Here is a 19,136-nt window from a genome sequence, read left to right as displayed (position 1 = left end):
GCGAGGCGCCCCGCCCCACCACCCGGCTTACCCCAAAATGGCACAAAGAGGTGAGGCCCCACCGCGTGAGCGGCCTGGGGCCTCACCCTCATACGTCTACAACACTTCCAGCGGCACCTTCCGGGTCGGCGGCGGGAACGCCCGGTCCAGCTCCGCCAGGTCCTCCGCCGTCAGCGTCAGATCCAGCGCCGCCCGGTTCTCCCGCACGTGCTCCGGCCGGCTCGCCTTCGGAATCACCATGATGTCCCCCTGCCGGAGGATCCACGCCAGCGCGACCTGCGCCGCCGTGGCGCCGTGGCGCGCGGCGACCCGCTGCAGCGTCGGGTTCCGCAGAATGCGCCCCTGCTCGATCGGTGAGTAGGCCATGATGGGAATGCGCCGCTCCCGGTGCCAGGGCAGGAGGTCGAACTCAATGCCCCGCCGGCTCAGGTTGTAGAGCACCTGATTGGTGGCCACTTTGGCGCCGCCCCGAATCCCCACCAGTTCCTCCATGTCGTCGGTGTCGAAGTTGCTCACGCCCCAGTACCGGATCTTCCCGGCCTTCTGCAGTTCCGCGAAGGCCTCCAGCGTCTCCGAGAGGGGATACCGCCCGCGCCAGTGCAGCAGGTAGAGGTCGATCCGATCGGTGCGGAGGCGGCGGAGCGACCGCTCGCAGGCCTCGATGGTGCGCCGCCGCGACGCGTTGCCGGGCAGCACCTTGCTCACCAGGAAGACCTCGTCCCGCCGGCCCTCGATGGCCTCGGCCACCACCTCCTCGGCCCCACCGGATGCGTACATCTCTGCCGTGTCGATGAGCGTCATGCCCAGGTCAATCCCCAGGCGCAGGGCGGCCGCCTCCTCCCGGCGGGAGCGGCGGTCCTCGCCCATGTACCACGTGCCCTGGCCCAGGATCGGCACGCGCTCGCCGGAAGGAAGGCGCAGCGTCGGAACGGGATGGACAGGCTCGTGCTGCGTCATGGGGCACCTCCTCACCGCAGGACTCTCAAGCCCAATCTTACCACAGCCAGGCTCAGCAGGAGACTGCGCCCGCCGGAAGAAGTATTTATGTTTACCACGACACGATTGCGAGGCATCCGGATGATCACGGTTCACGGCAGTTTCGTCCCCTCCGGCGCCGCCGGCTTCTTTTTCCTCTGGGGCCTCGATGACGGCGCCGCCCAGCCCGCCGCGCCCCAGAGGCGTCGCAACCGCGGGATCCCTGCACATCCGCATGCGGCCGCGCCGGAGGCGCTCTACCCCATCCTGCGGGGGCTGCCCTACCTCAGCACCCTCACCCTGGTACAGTGGCAGCCCGCGTACGACGGCGCCAGCCCCGCGAGGCTCCCGGGGGTCGCCCTGTCGCTGCCCAACGCCGTGCAGTGGCTGCTGGATCTGCCCGATCACTTCGACGGCGCCCCCCTCCGCCCCGGGCACAGCCTGCGGCTCTGGAGCGTGGCCGCCAAACTGCTGCTGGAGTTCCTGGGGCGGGGCCGTATGCTGCCGGTCCTGCGGGCAGAGGCCGGGGTGCCGGCCGCCGGCTGGACGCTGCACCTGACCGACGCCGAGGACGCCCGCCGCCTGACCCGGCTGGCAGCCGGCCTGCCGGAGGCCTGCCGCGCCCTGGTGCCGCCGGACCGCAGCCCGAGGGCCTACCCGCTGCCGGCTGCCGATGCGCTGGTGCACCAGTTCATGCGCACCGCCGCGGCCGGCGTGATCCGGCTCCTCCTGGAAGACGTGCCCCTGCCGGAGGCCGAGTCGCTGCAGGACACCGCCCTGCGCCACTGGCTGGCGGCCCTGGCCGGCGACGCGCCCCGCGACCTGCCCCCGGGCCTCCCGGGCGAGCAGGCGCTCCTTGCCGCCCTGGACCGCTGGACCGCGCCCGCCACCGGCGTGCTGGGCCACGCCAGCCTGCGCACGGGGCTGCGCCTGAATCTGCCCGGCCCCGAGACCGGCGGCGACTGGGAGCTGGAGCTCACGCTGCACGCGCCCGAAGAAGGGGCGCTGCCCATCACGGCCGATGGGGTCTGGGCCAGCCTGGGGGGCGAGGTGGAGATCGGCGGACAGCGCTACCGCAACGCCGAGCAGCGGCTGCTGGCCGACCTGCCGGCGATGGCGCGCCTCTTCCCGCCGCTCGCGCCGCTGCTGGAGGATCCTGCCCCCTCCCGCGTCGCCATCACCGCGGACGATGTGATGGCGCTCATCCAGGAGGGCGCGCTGCTGCTGCAGCAGGCCGGCCACCCCGTGCTGCTGCCGGCCGCCCTGGTGAAGCCGGCCTCCTTGCGGGTCGGCATGCGCCTCAGCCCCGCCGGCGATGGCCCCTCGCTGTTCGGCCTGCACCAGATCGTTGACGTGCGGTGGGACGTGGCTCTGGGCGACACCGGGCTCACCCTGGACGAACTGCGCCACCTGGCCCAGCAGAAGCGGCCGCTGGTGCAGATGCACGGGCAGTGGGTGCGGGTGGATGCGCGCACGCTGGCTGCGGTCCTGAAGCGCATCGAGCAGCACGAGAAGCAGATGGAGCTGGGCACCGCCCTGCGCCTGGCCCCGGAGGTGGATGAGACGACGGCCACCGGCTGGATCGCGGAGCTGCTGGAGCGGCTGGAGGAGCCAGCCCGGGTGGAGCCGGTGCCAACCCCCCGGGGCTTCACCGGCACGCTGCGGCCCTACCAGGAGCGGGGGCTGGCGTGGCTCGCGTTCCTGCGCCGCTACGGCCTGGGCGCCTGCCTGGCCGACGACATGGGGCTGGGTAAGACGGTTCAGCTCATCGCGCTGCTCCTGCACGAGCGGGAGAACGGGCTGGCGGCCGGGCCCACGCTTCTCATCTGCCCCGTCTCGGTGCTGGGCAACTGGCGGCGGGAGCTGGCCCGCTTCGCCCCGGGCCTGCGGGTGCTGGTTCACCACGGGGCGAACCGGCTGGGCGAGTCGGATTTCGCCCGGGAGGCGGCGGCGCACGATGTGGTGCTCACCACCTACTCGCTGATCGCCCGCGATGCGGAACTGCTGGGTAAGGTGACGTGGAACGGCATCGTCGCCGACGAGGCACAGAACCTGAAGAACCCGGACACCCTGCACGCCCGGGCCCTGCGCCGGCTCACCGGCGGATACCGCATCGCCCTCACCGGCACGCCCATCGAGAACCACCTGGGCGACCTCTGGTCCCTCTTCCAGTTCCTCAACCCCGGCCTCCTGGGCAGCCGGGAGGAGTTCCAGCGGCGCTACGCGATACCCATCCAGCGGTTCGACGATGACGAGGCGGCCGCGCAGCTGCGCCGGCAGGTGGGGCCCTTCATCCTGCGCCGGCACAAGAACGATCCCGCCATCGCGCTGGACCTGCCCGAGAAGCTGGAGAACACCGAACTGGTCACCCTGTCGGTGGAGCAGGCGGCGCTCTACGAGGCCATCGTGCAGGAGACCCTGGAGCGGGTCGCCCGGTCCGAGGGCATCCAGCGGCGCGGCGCCATCCTCGCGGGCCTCACCCGGCTGAAGCAGGTCTGCAACCACCCCGCGGCCGTCACCGGCGACGGCCCCCTGGCGGGCCGGAGCGGCAAGATCGACCGGCTGGTGGAACTCCTCCGGGAGGTGCTGGCGGCCGGCGAGCAGGCCCTGCTCTTCACCCAGTTCGCCCGCTTCGGCGCCCGGCTGCAGGCCTACCTGGCCGAGACGCTGGGCTGCGCGGCGCTCTTCCTGCACGGCGGAACGCCGCAGCCCGAGCGGGAGCGGCTCATCGCCCAGTTCCAGGGCGGCGAGGCGCCGCTCTTCATCCTGTCCCTGAAGGCCGGCGGCCTCGGGCTCAACCTCACCGCCGCCACCCACGTCTTTCACGTGGACCGCTGGTGGAACCCCGCGGTCGAGGACCAGGCCACCGACCGGGCCTACCGCATCGGCCAGACCCGGCGGGTGCTGGTGCACCGGCTGGTCACCGCCGGCACGCTGGAGGAGCGCATCGACCGGCTGCTGGCCGAGAAGCGGGCCCTGGCGGGCCAGGTGATCGGCAGCGGCGAATCCTGGCTGGGCCAGCTCTCCACCGAGGAGCTGCGGGCCCTGATCACGCTGGAACGGGAGGCGTAGGCCGTGGCGGAATGGCTGAGCGAGCGCTGGCTCGCCTACCTGCAGGAGGAACTGCTGCTTGTGCCGATGACCCCTGGCCAGCGGAAGAGCGCCGAGCGGGGCGACGCCCGGCTCACCTTCGCGCGGGGCAGGATCGAGGCCGAGGTGAGCGTGGGCACAACGGGGGCCATCGCCACCGCGACGTTGAAGATCCGGCCCTTCGGGCAGCGGGAGTGGCGCCGCATCGAGGCGGCCATCGCCCGTGATCCCGAGGCGGCCCGCCGGCTGCTGAGCGGCACGGTGGGCCCCGACCTGGAGTCGCTGTTCAACAAGGCCGGCGCCAGCCTTCTGCCCGCGGGCCGCGGGCTGAGCCACCGCTGCACCTGCAACCAGGGCGCGGGCTGCCGGCACCAGCGGGTCCTGGCCGTGCGGGCGGCGCGCGCCTTTGCCGCCAACCCCTTCCTGTGGTTTCAGGTGCTGGGGCGGGAGCGGGACGAGCTGCTGGCGGGCGTGCGGGCCCATCTGGCTGACCGGGCGGGGTCCGCGGGGCATCTGCCGACGGGGGCAGCTGGCCTGCTGTCGGCGGCGACGCTGGAGCCCCTGCTTGACCCCCGCCGGTTCCTGTTCACGGAGACCGACCCGGCCGACATCCCGGTCCGGCCTGAGGAAGCGGAGGTGCCCGACGCCCTTCTCCGGGTGCTCGGGCCGCTGCCGCTGGCGCCGGAGCTGAACCGCACCCGCCGCTACGAGATCGCCCCGGTGGCGCGCTGGGGCCGCACCTTCAACGTGCACCAGCTGGTGGAGGAGACGGCCGAGCAGGTGTTGTCCCGCTACTACCGCGCCGTCAGCGTCGGGGCTGCGGAGCTGGCCAGGGGCGAGCGCGCGCCGGTCTACCGGGAGGAGCCCCTGCCCGGAAAGCGCATTCCCCCGCGGGACCGGATCGCCGACGAGATCGCCGCCCTGGTGGCGGAGCGCGCGGAGAGCGTCGCACTGGACGAGCTCGTGGCCGCCTGCCCCACCGCCGCGGCCCTGCCCTGGGAGACCGCCGCCCAGGCGGTGCGGGAGGCGGCCGCGCGCCTGCCCGCGGGCTACCTCGTGCTGGCCGGCCGCTGCGTCGCCCGCCGGGACGACCTCCTGAGCGGCGCCGCCTTCCGCCACGTCATCACCTGGCCCGAGTGGCAGTCGCGGCGGCTCAGCCCCTCCGGCGACTGGTTCCTGGCGCTGGCCCTCATCGGCTGCCGCCCGCCGTTTGAGGCGGAGGTCGGGGGAATGGCCGTCCCTGCCCCCGGCGTCCACGAATCCGCCGACCCCGTCTTCGCCCTGCTGGAGCCCGAGGTCGGCGACGAGCTGATCATCACCGTGGCGGAGGCCGAGCCCCTCCGGCTGCACGTGCAGCTGCGCCGCCGGGCCGCCCGCAGCCTGCTGGAGCCGCTGCCGGCCGACCAGGCTGCCGCCCGGATCGTGGCGACTGCGATTGCGACCGACCCGTACCAGGGCATCGCGGAGGCCGACGTGATTCAGCTCCTGCTGGCCGAGGGCTTCTACCGGCCCGGCCGCATGCCCGACCCGGTCTGGCTGCTGCCCATGCCCGCCGTGGGCGAACCGATCCGATGGGGCTCGGGCCGGAGGATCGTCTCCTCGTACTGGGGGCGGTCTTCGCTGACCCCGGGCACCCATCCGCTCCACTGGCGCCAGGGAACGCGCTTCACCCCCGGCTTCGGGAACTGCCTCGCCGCGCTGCCGCTCCCTGAGCGCCGCGCAGCCCTGACGCTGGTCGAGACGTGGGCGGAGCGCTGGCACGGCAGCCTGCTGAATCCCGATCAACCGCCTCCTCTTAGCGCGTTCCTCCACTTCCTGCTCAACTGGGCGCCGGTGATCGCCCAGCAGCTGAACCTCTCGGCGGAAGCTGCCCTCCGGGCGCTGGGCCTGGGCATCCGCTGCCTGGTGGACGCCGAGCCGGCGATGGCCCGGGTGTATCGCCCGTTCCTGGAGGCCTGCGGGGCCGTCGAGCCCTTCCGGCACCGGCTGGAGACCCTGCCGCCGCTGCACACGCCGGAGTTTCAGGTGTGGGAGATGGAAGGCTTCCGCTGGCTGGGCCCGGAGTTGAGTCTTTCTTAGAACACCGGACCAGGGTGCGAGCGCACCCTGGTCCGGTCGTTTCCGGAGACCGGCTTACACAAGGCGTGGAGCCGCCTTCCCGCAGTTAATGTGTTCGGGGTGAGCGGATGAGCCAGGATGAAGAGTCGGGTGGCTCACTTGCTCACCATTCGGGTCACCCAGGAACCCCACTGCGCGGCAAGGACGCCCGAAATCTGTGGGAAAAAGGCCCCCACGGCCCCCAATAAGGGCGCGCGAGGGGGCCCGCGCGCAGTCCTGCCGGTTAGTTGAAGCGTGAATGGTGACCGGATGAGCCAGGCGGGAAAGACAGGTGGCTCACTTCTTCACCACGGCCGGGGCACACAAGGGCTGCTCGCCAGGCTTGATCTGGAGCGTGCCGGCTCCACATCGCCCTGAGCGTCTCCAAGGTCAGGACAGACCAAGTTTCTGTTGAAACAAAGAGTCCCAGAACATCTGGCAGGCGATCTTCACCCACTCGCGGAAGCACCGCTCAGGAAACCACGAAGGGGTGAACATCATTCGACGTACTGCGGTACATCCTTGAAGAGCTGAGACCCCGGGCCGTCACTTCAGACGAAGGCCTGTTCCAGCACCAGGAGTCTCAGGCGATGTTCAGCCTCCCCGTCGTTCACCTTCCCTTTGACGCGGCGAATCCCGCCCACTGGCAGGACCGGGGGTACATCCTCGACTTCCTCTGCACTGCTGGTGGCGGCGACCTGCTCGACTTCGGCCCGGGCGATGGCTGGCCCTCGCTGCTCGTCGCGCCTTTCGCCCGGCACGTGACGGGAGTTGACGCCTCGCCCAGGCGAGTGGCCGTCTGCGAGGCGAACGCCCACAGGCTGGGGGTCAGCAATTTCCGTTGCATCCACGTGCCGGCGGGCCGGCCGCTGCCGTTTCCGGACAACAGCTTCGACGGCATTCTGGCCGCCAGCGCGGTGGAACAGACGCCCGAACCCAGACAGACCCTGCGGGAGCTGCACCGGGTGTTGAAGCCGGGCGGAAGGCTGCGCCTTCATTACGAAGGGCTCGCCCGCTACCGCGGGGGAAACGAGTACGAACTGGATGCGTGGGAGAGCGAACCCGGTGTCACGCAGATCCTCATCATCCAGCGGTTGACCGAGAAGGAGCAGGCCAACTACTGTCGCCTGCAGTTTCGGCTCTCGCGAGACCAGCTCGCCCAACTCCTCACCGGAGGCGGCGAAATCGGTTTCGATGCCCTCACGACCCGAGGGCTGCAGCGGGCCCGGGCGGCTCTCACCGAGGCCGTCTGCTGGTCGCTGACGCACCCCGGCTGCCGAACCTGGCTTAGATGGATGCGCGAGGTGGGCTTTGCGGACGCCGTCCCCACCCATTCCGGAGGGCGGGCAGCCCGGCGCGCCTTCGAGGCCGTTCCCCCCGACAGCCGCCCGGCAGACCTGGCCGGTGTCGATGCGTTCCTCCGGCCGTTGGTGATGGTCGCCGTCGCCCTGGAAGCCCCCGCGGAGCTGGATCCGCCGATCACGGCGGTGAAGTAGCGCGGCCGGGGCTGGGAACCGGCACTTTTTCGCTTCGGGTTCGAGGCCAAATTGAAAAACCTGCGGTTCCCACCCGAGCGATGGCCTAAGTACCACCGACAACGGCACCCCAATAAGCAAGGCGGTCCCGCCACCACGGCGGGACCGTCTCATTCTCTCCTCACCCCACCCGCAGGGCCCACTGGTGGGTCAGCTCGTTCAACTCGTGAAACCGCTTCCCCTCGCCGATGCCCGCGAGCGCCTCCTGATGATGCTCCGGCGGCCAGGTGGCGCCGGCGAGCACCGTGACCCCCGTTCCGGCAAAGGCCTCGGGGTAGAGCGGCGTGCTGGGGCCGATGATCACGATGTCCCGGGCCTTCGTGCACCAGGAGAGCAGCGTGTCCAGGGTGCCGTTGGTCACCGCCGATCCCGTCACGAAGACCACGTCGCACAGGGGCAGCAGTTCGGGCTGCTGTTCCTCCGGGCTGATGCCGGGCTCGCCGTCCAGCGACCGGTCGAAGATGATGATGCGCTCCACCCGGTCCACGATCCGGCGGTGGATCGAGCGGATGAAGCCGATGAGCCCCACGGTGTCGGTGGGGCGAACCTGCACCGTCGTCAGCGCATCGGGGTCCTCCAGGCTGTGCGCCGGGTCGGGCTGCGCCACCGCGTTGCAGACGGCCATGCCCAGCGAGCGCGCCACCAGGTCCTCCTGCGTCAGCCCGGCCAGCATCTCCACGGCGTCCATCCCGGCGAACTGCGCGGGATCCGGAAAGACCGGCTCCGGCGCCCGCCGCTCCCCCGGCAGGGCGTAAGCGACGCCGAGCTCACCGCTGTCCAGCAGCACACCGACCAGGTAATGACCGATCCGAACCTCCTGCACCCGCTTGCCCGCGATGCGCGGGGCCGCGGCCTCGTACAGCCGTTCCAGCAGCGTCATGGGCAAAACCTCCTACTACTCCACCCGCAGCGTCACGCTCGTGCGCCCCTTCAGGTGCCTGAAGTGCGCCCCCGCGGCAATCTGCTCCAGGGCCTCCTCCGGATCCGCGATCTGCCAGCGGAAGCCGGCCAGCACCGTCACGCCCGAGCCCACGAAGGCCTCGGGGTAAAGCGGCGTGCTCGGCCCGAGCAGCACGACCTCCCGGGCCCGGGTGCAGTACGTGAGCAGCCGCTCCAGCGTGAGGTTGATCAGGGCCGAGCCGGTGATGAAGACCAGGTCGCACACGGGCAGCAGTTCCGGCTGCCGCTCCTCAGGGTAGACGTCCTCCTCGTCCTCCTGCGACCGGTCGAAGATGATCGTCCGCGCCGCCTCGGCCTGCACGCGCCGGACCACCGTGCCCACGTAGCCCACGAACCCCACCGTGTCGGTCGGGCGGGCAGGCACCGCCGCGGCGGCGTCGGGGTCCACCAGGAGCCGGGCCGGGTCGGGCTCGGCCACCGCGTTGCACAGGGCCACGCCCAGGGCCCGGTGGAAAGTGGTCTCCCCCTGCATGCAGCGCCGGGCGACCTCCAGCGCCGGCTGACCCGTCAGCATCCGCAGCTCGCCCGCCAGGTCGGCTTCAGACACGCTCCCCGGCGGCCGCTCACCCGGCAGGTGGTAGCCGGCGCCGAACCGCCCGTCATCCAGCACAACACCCACGATCCTCGCGCCCATGCGTGCGGCCTGTACCCGCCGGCGGCTCAGGCCCGGCGCAGCCGCTTCCAGCACCCGCTCCAAGAGCATTGCGTCCTACCTCTCTTCCGTCAGGATGAGGCGGCGCCCGTCAGGCAGGCCCACCACATCGATCGGCATCTCATACAGCGTCTGCAGGTTTTCCGGCGTCATGACCTCGGCTGCGGGGCCCGCCCGGAACACCCGGCCCTCCCGCAGCATGATCACCCGGTCGGCGAACGCGAGGGCCAGGTTCGGATCGTGCATGGCCACCAGCACCCCCACGCCCCGCTCCCGTGTAATGCGCCGCACGATCGACATGATCGCGTGCTGGTTGGTGAAGTCCAGGTGCGACGTGGGCTCGTCCATCAGCAGGTAGGGGGTCTCCTGCGTGAGGGCCCGCGCGATGAGCACCAGCTGCCGCTCACCGCCGCTGATCTCCATGTAGTCCCGTTCGGCCAGGTGGGCGATGCCCACGGTCTCCATGGCCGCGCGGGCCGCCTCGCGGTCCGCCGCGCCCGGCCGCGCGATCAGCCCCAGGTGGGGGTTGCGCCCCATCACCACCAACTCTTCGACACCGTAAGGAAAGACCCCTTGGTGCTCCTGCGGCACGAAGGCGACCTGCCGGGCCACGGCCGGCCGGGGGCTCTGCAGCACGTCCAGGTCGCCGATCCGGATGGACCCCGACTGCGGCCGCAGGATGCCGTTCACCAGCCGGATCAGGGTGGTCTTGCCCGAGCCGTTGCGGCCCAGCAGGCAGGTGATGGCCCCCTCGGGCACGGCGAAGCTGGCGCCGCGGATCACCTCGGTCCCTCTGTAGCCGAAGCGGACCGATTCTGCTGTAATCGCCATCGCCTACCGCCACGCCTCCCTTCTGCCGGTGATCAGGAGGTAGCCGAAGAACGGCGCCCCGATGGCCGAGGTGAGAATGCCCACGGGGATCTCCGCGGTGGTCAGCGAGCGGGCCAGGTCGTCCATCAGCAGCATGAAGCCGGCGCCGAAGAGCATCGCCACCGGCATCGACCGGTCGTGGTCCGCGCCCGCCAGCATGCGGGCGATGTGGGGCACCACCAGGCCCACCCAGGAAATGGTGCCCGTCACGCTGACCGCTCCGGCCACCATGAGGGTGGCGGCGGCGATCAGCAGGGGGCGCAGCACCCGCACGTTCACCCCCAGCGAGAGCGCCTCCTCGTCGCCCAGCGAGAGGATGTTCAGCTTCCAGGAGGTGAGCAGGAGCAGAACGGCGCCGGGGATCACCGTGAGGAGCAGGCTGCCCACCGCCTGCCACGATGCCCTGTGGAAGCCGCCCATCAGCCAGAAGACGATGGTGGGCAGCTGCTCGTAGGGGTCGGCCACGTACTTCAGGAACGAGAGCGCCGCGCTGAAGAAGGCCGAGACCACCATGCCGGCCAGCACCAGCATCACCACCGACTGGCCCCGGGTGGCCCGGGCGATGCCGTAGGTCAGGGCCACCGCCGCCACGCCGGAGGCGAAGGCCCAGAGCTGAATCGTGCCGCCCATCGGCATCAGGATGCCGATGGCCGCCCCCAAGGCCGCGCCGGACGAGACCCCCAGCACGTCGGGCGAGACCAGCGGGTTGCGGAACATGCCCTGAAAGAGCGTGCCCGCCCCGGCGAGGGCCACCCCCGTCAAGGCGGCCAGGATGATGCGCGGCAGGCGGATGTAGTAGAGCACCCGCGCCGCCTCGCTGGCCGTGGCGACGTCAAACTGGCCAGAGACGATCTGCCACAGAATCCGCATCACCTCGCCCGGGGCGATCGGGTAGCGGCCCATGCCGAAGGAGAGCAGAACCACCAGGGCGGTGAACAGCCCAGATAGGAGGAGGGCCCGCCACCTGCGGGCGGGCCGTGCATCTGACCTAGTCATCCAACGTGCCGCCAAGCTCCGTGAAGCTCTTGCCGAAGAAGGTCGCATGGAACTCGTCCACCTCCGCCAGCAGGTCCACATCCGCCATCTGCTCGGGGTAGAGCGTGTGGGCCAGCCAGAGCATGCCCAGAATCGAGCGGGGCTCGGGGTAATCCCACGGATCCATGCTGTGGGGGAACATGTAGACCCGGCCGTCCTGCACCGCCTTCACGGTCTGCAGCTGCGGGTTGCTCAGGATTTCGTCCACCGTGCAGTCGCAGTACTGCACCGCGACGATGACGTCCGGGTTCCATGCGACCACCTGCTCGGCGGAGACGTCCGAGAAGCCGCCCTGCAGTTCCGCGCCGACGTTGATGCCGCCGGCCGACTCAATGATGAAGTGCTGGTACATGGTGCCCGGCACCGTGGAGAAGACGCCGCTGGAGCCGACCATGTAGACCCGCAGCTTCTCCGCCTCGGGGATCGACCCCACCTTCTCCGCCAGCATGGCCAGGGTGTCGTCGTAGTACTGGATCATCTTCTGGGCCTGCTCCTCGGTCCCCAGGATCTCGCCGATCAGGCTCACGGCCTCCTTCATCTGGTCGAGGCTCTCGGGGATCAGGACGAAGGCCGGGATGCCCTGGGACTCCAGCTGCTGGATGACCGGCTCGGTGTCGGCCCCGTGCCAGATGAAGACCACGTCAGGCTTCACGGCGACGATCTGCTCGACGTTGAGCCCCTTCTTGTTGCCCACGCCGGGCAGGTCGAGGATCCCGGGGAAGACGGCGGTCAGGAACTCGGACCGCTGCGAGGAGCTGTCCACGCCGACGATCTTGTCCCGGCCGCCGGCCGAGATCACCAGCAAGGTGCCCGGACGCCACGTGGTGACGACCCGGTCCACCTCGGCCGAAAGCGTGACCGTGCGCCCCGCCTGGTCCATGATGGTGCGGGTCGCGGGCTGTGCAGGTTCGGGTTCGGGTTCCGGCTCGGGCTCAGCCGCGGGCGCCGGCTCCTCCTGCTGCACAGGCGCCTGGGCAGCCGGGCTGCCAGACTGGGGCTGCGCGTCGGTGTTGCCGGCGGGCTGCGAGCCACCGCATGCGGCAAGCAGCGGCAGGGCCAGCATCAGCAGAACCAGGATCGGAACGAGAATGCGGACCTTGCGGAAGCGCAATGACATGGCGTGTCTCCCCCAATCTCCGTTATGTACACACGAACATAACGTGTTCCAATGCCCAGATAATCAGATGTGTCAGGTTAAGTCAAGCGCAGCAGGGATCACCCGAGTCCGTTTAGAACCATCCAAATCGGGGTGATTGAGCGAATGCACCGCCTGGCGCCGCAGCACAGACTCTTCCTGCTACTGCTGGCCGTTGGCCTCGGGCCTGTGGTCCTCCTCCCCTTCCTTGGCCTGGCCCCCCGCACGCTGCTCTGGGCGGCGCCCGCCCTCGCCCTTCTCCTCTACCTTGTGGCGCACTGGGTCACGCGGCCGCTGGGCGAGGTACTGGCCCTGGCCCGCCGGCTGCGCAGCGGCGACCTCAGGGCCCGGGCGGTGGTGGAACCGGGGACGGACTGGTTCCTGCTGGCCCGCACCATGACCGACCTGGCGGAGCAGCTGGACACGGTCACCCGGAACCTGGAGGAGCAGGTGGCAGCGCGCACCGCCGCCCTGGCCCGCAAGGCCGACCAGCTGCGGGCCGTGGGCCAGGTGGGACAGCAGGTGGCGGCCGTGCTGGAGTCCGATGTGCTGCTCCACTTCGTCACGCGCGTCATGCGGGGCACCTTCGGCTACGACGTGGTCGCCGTGCTGCTGCAGCACGGCGATTACCTGGTGCTCGCGGCGTGCGCGGCGCGCGGCCGGGAGGAGGTCCCGCTGGGGCGCGCCTTCCCGCTGGCCGGTCCAAGCCCCTCACCGCTGGCGCGCGCCCTGGCCGACGAAGGACACGGGAGCGCACAGCCCGGGGGCGCAGCGCCCACCCCGCTCCTCCCCGGAACGGCACCCCTGGCCGAAATGGCCATCCCCATCCGCGTGGCCGACCGCACCCTGGGCCTGATGGTGGTTCAGAGCTTCGACCCGGCGCCCTTCGACGAGGAGGACCGCTTCACCGTGCAGACCATCGCCGGGCAGGTGGCCGTCGCCCTGGAGAACGCCCGCCTGCTGGAGGCGGAGCGGCGGCTGCGGGGCCTGGCGGTGGCCGAGGAGCGCAACCGCATGGCCCGCGAGATTCACGACACCCTGGCACAGGGGTTCATGGGGATCATCATGCAGCTGCGGGCGATGGAGGCCGCGGCCGACCCCGAGACCGCCCGCTTCCACCGGGAGGCCGCCCTGGCCCTGGCCCAGGAGTCGCTGCAGGAGGCGCGGCGCTCCGTCTGGAACCTGCGGCCCCGCCCGCTGGAGGACCGGGGGCTGGCCGCGGCCTTGGCCGCTGAGGTGGCGGCGCTGGAAGGGCAGTTCGGCCTGATCGGGCGGTTCCACATGGACCGCGACGCCGCGGCGCTGGAGCCGCCGGTGGAGGTCGCCCTGCTGCGCATCGCGCAGGAGGCGATTCACAACGCCGTGAAGTACGCCCGCGCCACCCGGCTCGACGTCGGCCTGACCATCCGCGATGGCATGGCCGTGCTGACCGTGGCCGACGACGGCGTCGGCTTCGACCCGGCCAGCCCGCCGAAGCCCGCGGCCGGCGGGGGCTACGGCCTGGGGATGATGGCCGACCGGGCGCGCCAGGTGGGCGGCGGCCTGGAGGTAGACGCCCGCCCGGGCGGCGGCTGCCGCATCGTGGCCCGAGTTCCCTTGCGAAAGGAGAGGTGAGATGGCCGTCAGAGTGGTGGTGGTCGACGACCACCGCGTCGTGCGGGCCGGTTTGGTCGCCCTGCTCCGCCAGGCGCCGGGCCTCGAGGTGGTGGGCGAGGCCGGCAACGGTCAGGAGGCCCTGGACGTGGTGGAGGCCACGAAGCCCGACGTGGTGCTGATGGACATGCAGATGCCGGTGATGAACGGCGTGGAAGCCACCCGGCAGATCCGGGCCAGGTTCCCGGACGTCGAGGTGCTGGTGCTCACCACCTACGACGACGACGAGCTCATCTGGGGCGGCATCCAGGCCGGGGCGAAGGGCTATCTGCTGAAGGACGCCCCGCCGCAGCAGCTCCTGGAGGGGATCGAGACCGTGGCACGAGGTCAGTCCCTGCTGTCGCCGGAGATCGCCGCCAAGCTGGTGCAGGTGATCAGCCAGGGGGGGCCCGCCCGGCAGGAAGGCGCGGAGGGGCTGACCGAACGGGAGACCGAAATCCTGCGGCTTATCGCCTCGGGCGCCGCCAACAAGGAGATCGCCGCGGCGCTCTTCATCAGCGAGAACACGGTGAAGACGCACATCTCCAACCTGTTTCAGAAACTCGGAGCCCGCGACCGCACGGAGGCGGTCACGAAGGCGCTGGCGCGGGGCTGGCTCCGACTTTAGGGAAGGCCGCATCGCCCAAACGGGTGATGCGGCCCTTCGCCTGACTGGAGCCATGCAAAACGCCCACCCCGGCGATGGTGAAGAAGTCCACGGCTTCGGTATGATTTCGGTACGGAAGGGGGAGGAGCGCATGGCAGCATCGTTGACCGAAGCGGAGGTGCGGAGTGCCAGAGCAGCCGCACCCGCCGTGCTGATCGAGGCCAGGGGGCTGGTGAAGCGCTACGGCGACAAGCTGGCCGTCGACGGGTTCAGCCTGCAGGTCCGCTCCGGCGAGATCGTCGGCCTGCTGGGGCCCAACGGCGCCGGCAAGACCACCGCCGTCGAGATGATGGAGGGGCTGCGCCGCCCCGACGCCGGACAGAGCTTCATCTGCGGCCTCGACGTGCACCGGCAGGGCCGCGCGCTCAGGCCCCGCATCGGGATTGCGCTGCAGGCGGCCCGTTTGCCGGAGTACGCCACCGTGCTGGAAATCCTCACGCTCTACGCCAGCTTCTATGAGGACCCGATGCCCGTGGGGGACCTGCTGCGGCAGTTCAGCCTGGAGGAGAAGGCCCGCACCCGGTTCTCGCACCTCTCCGGGGGCCAGCGGCAGCGGCTGGCCCTGGCCGTGGCCCTCATCGGACGGCCGACGGTGCTCTTCCTGGACGAGCCGACCACGGGCCTGGACCCGCAGGCGCGCCACGCCCTCTGGGACGTGATCCTCGACCTGAAAGAGGAAGGGCGCGCCATCCTCCTGACCACCCACTACATGGAGGAGGCCGAGCGGCTCTGCGACCGGGTGGCGGTGATGGACCACGGGCGCATCCTGGCCGAGGGGACGCCCCGGGAGCTGACCAGGGCATACGGGCCCGAGGCCGCCGTGGAGCTGGACCCGGGCGGCGCCCGGGTGGACCTGGCCGAACTGGCCCGGCTGTCCGCGGTGACCGGCGTGCGCTCGGAGGACGGGCGGGTGCTGCTGCACACCGCCAACCCTCCGGCCACCCTGATGGCCCTGGCCCGCTACGCCCAGGAGCGCAGCCTGCCGCTCTCCGACCTGCGAACCCGCTCCGCGACGATGGATGACGTGTTCATGGCCCTCACGGGAAGGAGGCTGCGTGACTGATGCGGATGGCCAACCAGCTCTGGCAGGTGCTGATGCTGAACGTCCGGCAGCAGATGCGCAACAAGAGCGCGTTCTTCTTCAACCTCATCATGCCCGTCCTGATGCTGCTCTTCTTCGGGGCCACCAACGCCGGTTCCGACACCGTCACCGCCGTGACGGTGGGCCTGGTGGACCGGGACGGCGGCCCCGTGGCCCAGCTCATCCGGACAGGCCTGCAAGAGTCGGGCTACTTCGAGGTGGAAGCCGGCGAGGAGGCGGAGCTGATCAGGCGGCTGGACGCCGGGAAGGTCCGGGCCGTGCTGGTCCTGCCGGCGGGGCTGAGCGAGCAGGTGGCCGTCGGCTCCGGCCCCGCGGAGGTCATCGTCCACTGGGACCCGACCTCCACCGCATCCGCCGCCGCGCAGGGCGGGTTGCAGTACCTGATCCAGGGCCTGGAGACCTTCCAGAAGGAGCCATCCATAGCCGTGCGCGACCAGCGGCTGGATTCCACCGAGCAGCTGGGACTCTTCGACTTTATGATGCCGGGCCTCCTGGTCTACATGACCCTGAACGCCGGGGTGCTGGCCATCGGCACCGCCGTCTCCTACCAGCAGCGGGCGGGAACCCTGCGCCATATGTTCAGCACGCCGCTGACCATGGGCGCCTGGCTGGTGGGCACCGTGCTGGGCAACCACCTCCTCGCCATCCTGCAGCTCTCCGTGATCTGGTGCGTCGGAATCGCCTTCTTCAAGATCCAGTTGCCCAACAACCTGCCCGGCACCGTGGCCATTCTGCTGCTCAGCAGCACGGCCGGCATCGGCATCGGCCTGGCCATCGCAGCCTTCGCCCGAAGCGGCGAGACAGCCATGCCCATCGCGATCATCGCCTCCATGGGGCTCACCTTCCTGGGCAACGCGATGATGCCCCTGGACCACGCGCCGGAGATCGTCCAGACCGTGATGCGCTTCATGCCCAGCTACTACATGACCCACGCGCTCCAGCAGGTAACGATGAAGGGCCAGCCGCTTGCCGCCGTGCTCCCTGACCTGGGGGTGCTGGCCCTCACGGCTACGATCGGCCTCGGGTTGGCGGCCTGGCGGCTGCGCCGAACCGTGGTGACGGCGGCCTGACGGTCCGCCCGTACGAGCAAGAACCGGCTCCCCTGCGCGGGAGCCGGTTCGCGCGTGTTCAGTTGGTTCCGGGCAGAATGTGCACGCTGACCGGGAGTCAGGGTGCACTTTCTGCCCCGAACTTCAAGGGAAACTGGTGGAATGACGGAGGGGCGCCCCTGCCACACCCGCAGTCGATGCGATGACGGCCCAGTTGCGGGCGGAATGTGCACACCGCCCGGGAGTCAGGGTGCACTTTCTGCCCCGAACTTCAAGGGAAACTGGTGGAATGACGGAGGGGCGCCCCTGCCACACCCGCAGTCGATGCGATGACGGCCCAGTTGCGGGCAGAATGTGCACACCGCCCGGGAGTCAGGGTGCACTTTCTGCCCCGAACTTCAAGGGAGACTGGTGGAATGACGGAGGGGCGCCCCTGCCACACCCGCAGTCGATGCGATGACGGACCAGTTGCGGGCACAACGTGCATGCTGCCCTGGATGCCAAGTGCATTTTCTGCCCCGAACTCCCCGGGAAGGCGGTGGAATCACGGGAGGAGTGCCCCTGCCGCACCCTCAGTCGACGCGATGACGGACCAGTTGCGGGCACAATGTGCATGCTGCCCTGGATGCCAAGTGCATTTTCTGCCCCGAACTCCCCGGGAAGGCGGTGAAATCACGGAGGGGCTGCCCCTGCACTTACCCGGCTGCGCGGCCCCGGGCCAAGTCGTCGAAGCATGAAGGGCTCCCGCATGTGGGAGCCCCTTTCCGCGTCCACAGATCCCTACAGCTTCTCCGACACCGCCTGCGCCTGGGTGAAGAGCAGCAGGTAGTCCGGGCCGCCGGCCTTCGAGTCGGTGCCGCTCATGTTGAAGCCGCCGAAGGGGTGCACACCGACGATGGCGCCGGTGGACTTCCGGTTGAAATACAGGTTCCCGACCATGAACGCCTTGCGGGCGCGCTCCAGGTTCGCCCGGTTCCGGGAATAGACGGAGCCCGTCAGGCCGTACTCGGTATCGTTGGCGATGCGCAGGGCGTCCTCGAAGTCCTCGGCCTTGATGAAGGCCAGCACCGGCCCGAAGATCTCCTCCTGCGCGATGCGGGCGTTCGGGGCCACGTCCGCGAAGATGGTGGGCTCCACGTAGAAGCCCCCCGGCCGGGCGCTGCCGCCCAGCACCAGCCGGCCCTCGGACTTGCCGATCTCGATATACTCCAGGATCTTCTTCTGGTACCGCTCCGCCGCCACGGGGCCGACGTCGGTCTCCTTCTCGGTGGCCGGGCCGATCTTCAGGGCGCGGGTGCGCGCCACCACCTTCTCCAGCACCTGGTCGTACACGTCCGCCGTCACCACCGCCCGGGAGCAGGCCGAGCACTTCTGGCCGCTGAAGCCGAAGGCGGATGCCACGATGCCGGCCGCCGCCTCGTCCAGGTCTGCGCTGCCGTCTACGATGATGGCGTCCTTGCCGCCCATCTCGGCGATGACCCGCCGCAGGAACTTCTGCCCCGGCTGCACCTTCGCCGCCAGTTCGTAGATGTGGCAGCCCACCTGCTTCGAGCCGGTGAAGTTGATGAAGCGGACCTCCTTGTGGGTGGTGAGGTAGTCGCCCACCTCGACCGGGTCGGCAAAGAGCAGGTTGGCCACGCCCGGCGGCAGCCCGGCCTCCTCCAGGATCTCAAAGACTTTCGCGGCGATCACCGGCGCCTCGGTGGAGGGCTTCACCACCACGGTGTTCCCGGCCACGATGGCCGCCGCCGTCATCCCCGTCAGAATGGCCAGCGGAAAGTTGAAAGGGCTGTGGACCACCCCCACTCCCAGCGGCCGGTAGTAAAGGTGGTTCTCCTCGCCGGGATAAGGGGTGAGCGGCTGGGGAGCGGCCAGCCGCAGCATCTGCCGGCCGTAGTACTCCAGGAAGTCGATGGCCTCCGCGGTGTCGGCGTCGGCCTCGGCCCAGTTCTTGCCCACCTCGTGGCACATCCAGGCCGACAGCTCGTGCCGCCGGCGCCGCATGATGGCCGCGGCCTTGAACAGCACCCGGGCCCGGACCTCGGCCGGGGTGTCAGCCCAGGCCGGGAAGGCCTCCACGGCGGCCTGCACCGCCGCCTCCGCCTCGACGAGCCCGCCCCTGGCCGCGTAGCCCACCACCTGGTCGGGCTGCGAGGGGTTGACGGACGCGATGCTCTCCCCGGTGTCCACGCGCTTTCCGCCGATGATCATCGGGTAGCGCTGCCCCAACTGCTCCTTCACGGTGGCCAGCCCCTGCTCGAAGGCCGCCGCCACCTCCGGCTTGCTGAAGTCGCTGAAGGGCTCGGGGCGGAACGGTTTATTATGCAATCTCAGCAC

The 19,136-nt window shown here is 70.4% G+C and carries 14 protein-coding genes; 7 read left to right on the top strand and 7 right to left on the bottom strand.

What is annotated here, in order from left to right; all coding sequences use genetic code 11:
* Window positions 1-96: 96 nt before the first annotated feature.
* Window positions 97-957, bottom strand: coding sequence for an aldo/keto reductase (locus ACZ45O_RS17635; RefSeq protein ID WP_464854810.1), 861 nt, complete (start codon window positions 955-957; stop codon window positions 97-99).
* A 120-nt stretch (window positions 958-1,077) separates the two neighbouring features.
* On the opposite strand from ACZ45O_RS17635, the gene ACZ45O_RS17630 reads away from it, so the two are divergent.
* From ACZ45O_RS17630 to ACZ45O_RS17620, 3 genes are all read left to right on the top strand, one after another.
* On the top strand, window positions 1,078-4,047 hold the full coding sequence (locus ACZ45O_RS17630; protein WP_464854808.1) for a DEAD/DEAH box helicase: 2,970 nt from the start codon (window positions 1,078-1,080) through the stop codon (window positions 4,045-4,047).
* A 3-nt stretch (window positions 4,048-4,050) separates the two neighbouring features.
* On the top strand, window positions 4,051-6,144 hold the full coding sequence (locus ACZ45O_RS17625; RefSeq protein WP_464854806.1) for an SWIM zinc finger family protein: 2,094 nt from the start codon (window positions 4,051-4,053) through the stop codon (window positions 6,142-6,144).
* A 608-nt stretch (window positions 6,145-6,752) separates the two neighbouring features.
* On the top strand, window positions 6,753-7,658 hold the full coding sequence (locus tag ACZ45O_RS17620; protein ID WP_464854804.1) for a class I SAM-dependent methyltransferase: 906 nt from the start codon (window positions 6,753-6,755) through the stop codon (window positions 7,656-7,658).
* Window positions 7,659-7,818: 160 nt separating this feature from the next.
* Here the strand turns inward: ACZ45O_RS17620 and ACZ45O_RS17615 are convergent, their stop codons facing one another.
* Genes ACZ45O_RS17615 through ACZ45O_RS17595 form a run of 5 tightly spaced genes read right to left on the bottom strand, consistent with a single transcriptional unit; the run spans window position 7,819 to window position 12,331 of the window.
* Complete coding sequence (locus ACZ45O_RS17615; protein WP_464854802.1) at window positions 7,819-8,577, bottom strand: Rossmann-like domain-containing protein; 759 nt, start codon at window positions 8,575-8,577, stop codon at window positions 7,819-7,821.
* A 15-nt stretch (window positions 8,578-8,592) separates the two neighbouring features.
* Window positions 8,593-9,360, bottom strand: coding sequence for a Rossmann-like domain-containing protein (locus ACZ45O_RS17610; protein WP_464854800.1), 768 nt, complete (start codon window positions 9,358-9,360; stop codon window positions 8,593-8,595).
* 6 nt (window positions 9,361-9,366) lie between these two features.
* Complete coding sequence (locus tag ACZ45O_RS17605) at window positions 9,367-10,140, bottom strand: ABC transporter ATP-binding protein (RefSeq protein WP_464854798.1); 774 nt, start codon at window positions 10,138-10,140, stop codon at window positions 9,367-9,369.
* Window positions 10,141-10,143: 3 nt separating this feature from the next.
* Window positions 10,144-11,175: a FecCD family ABC transporter permease gene (locus ACZ45O_RS17600; RefSeq protein ID WP_464854796.1), complete on the bottom strand. Its 1,032-nt coding sequence runs from the start codon at window positions 11,173-11,175 to the stop codon at window positions 10,144-10,146.
* A complete protein-coding gene (locus ACZ45O_RS17595) occupies window positions 11,168-12,331 on the bottom strand; it encodes an ABC transporter substrate-binding protein (protein WP_464854794.1) in 1,164 nt (387 codons plus the stop codon). Before ACZ45O_RS17595 ends, ACZ45O_RS17600 begins: the two co-directional genes overlap by 8 nt.
* A gap of 144 nt (window positions 12,332-12,475) precedes the next feature.
* On the opposite strand from ACZ45O_RS17595, the gene ACZ45O_RS17590 reads away from it, so the two are divergent.
* The 4 genes from ACZ45O_RS17590 (at window position 12,476) to ACZ45O_RS17575 (ending at window position 16,820) form a co-directional block, all read left to right on the top strand.
* Window positions 12,476-13,963 (top strand): GAF domain-containing sensor histidine kinase, encoded by a 1,488-nt coding sequence (locus ACZ45O_RS17590; protein WP_464854791.1) that lies wholly within the window; start codon window positions 12,476-12,478, stop codon window positions 13,961-13,963.
* Window position 13,964: 1 nt separating this feature from the next.
* Window positions 13,965-14,609, top strand: a complete 645-nt coding sequence (locus ACZ45O_RS17585; RefSeq protein WP_011194782.1) for a response regulator — start codon at window positions 13,965-13,967, stop codon at window positions 14,607-14,609.
* 130 nt (window positions 14,610-14,739) lie between these two features.
* Window positions 14,740-15,711: an ABC transporter ATP-binding protein gene (locus ACZ45O_RS17580; RefSeq protein ID WP_464854789.1), complete on the top strand. Its 972-nt coding sequence runs from the start codon at window positions 14,740-14,742 to the stop codon at window positions 15,709-15,711.
* Window positions 15,711-16,820, top strand: a complete 1,110-nt coding sequence (locus ACZ45O_RS17575) for an ABC transporter permease (protein WP_043713224.1) — start codon at window positions 15,711-15,713, stop codon at window positions 16,818-16,820. Before ACZ45O_RS17580 ends, ACZ45O_RS17575 begins: the two co-directional genes overlap by 1 nt.
* 759 nt (window positions 16,821-17,579) lie before the next feature.
* On the opposite strand, the gene pruA is transcribed toward ACZ45O_RS17575, so the two are convergent.
* A complete protein-coding gene (gene pruA / locus ACZ45O_RS17570; protein WP_464854786.1) occupies window positions 17,580-19,127 on the bottom strand; it encodes an L-glutamate gamma-semialdehyde dehydrogenase in 1,548 nt (515 codons plus the stop codon).
* Window positions 19,128-19,136: the final 9 nt, after the last annotated feature.

The organism is Symbiobacterium turbinis (genome assembly GCF_055383075.1).
Note: the sequence above shows the minus strand (reverse complement) of the source record. Positions and strands in the feature narration are given on the sequence as shown.

Bases quoted from the DNA above. Each gene is read 5' to 3' on its own strand.
- ACZ45O_RS17580 (WP_464854789.1), top strand. From the start codon at position 14,740: ATGGCAGCATCGTTGACCGAAGCGGAGGTGCGGAGTGCCAGAGCAGCC.
- ACZ45O_RS17635 (WP_464854810.1), bottom strand. From the start codon at position 957: ATGACGCAGCACGAGCCTGTCCATCCCGTTCCGACGCTGCGCCTTCCT.
- ACZ45O_RS17575 (WP_043713224.1), top strand. From the start codon at position 15,711: ATGCGGATGGCCAACCAGCTCTGGCAGGTGCTGATGCTGAACGTCCGG.
- ACZ45O_RS17595 (WP_464854794.1), bottom strand. From the start codon at position 12,331: ATGTCATTGCGCTTCCGCAAGGTCCGCATTCTCGTTCCGATCCTGGTT.
- ACZ45O_RS17585 (WP_011194782.1), top strand. From the start codon at position 13,965: ATGGCCGTCAGAGTGGTGGTGGTCGACGACCACCGCGTCGTGCGGGCC.
- ACZ45O_RS17590 (WP_464854791.1), top strand. From the start codon at position 12,476: ATGCACCGCCTGGCGCCGCAGCACAGACTCTTCCTGCTACTGCTGGCC.
- ACZ45O_RS17630 (WP_464854808.1), top strand. From the start codon at position 1,078: ATGATCACGGTTCACGGCAGTTTCGTCCCCTCCGGCGCCGCCGGCTTC.
- ACZ45O_RS17600 (WP_464854796.1), bottom strand. From the start codon at position 11,175: ATGACTAGGTCAGATGCACGGCCCGCCCGCAGGTGGCGGGCCCTCCTC.
- ACZ45O_RS17615 (WP_464854802.1), bottom strand. From the start codon at position 8,577: ATGACGCTGCTGGAACGGCTGTACGAGGCCGCGGCCCCGCGCATCGCG.
- ACZ45O_RS17610 (WP_464854800.1), bottom strand. From the start codon at position 9,360: ATGCTCTTGGAGCGGGTGCTGGAAGCGGCTGCGCCGGGCCTGAGCCGC.
- ACZ45O_RS17605 (WP_464854798.1), bottom strand. From the start codon at position 10,140: ATGGCGATTACAGCAGAATCGGTCCGCTTCGGCTACAGAGGGACCGAG.
- ACZ45O_RS17620 (WP_464854804.1), top strand. From the start codon at position 6,753: ATGTTCAGCCTCCCCGTCGTTCACCTTCCCTTTGACGCGGCGAATCCC.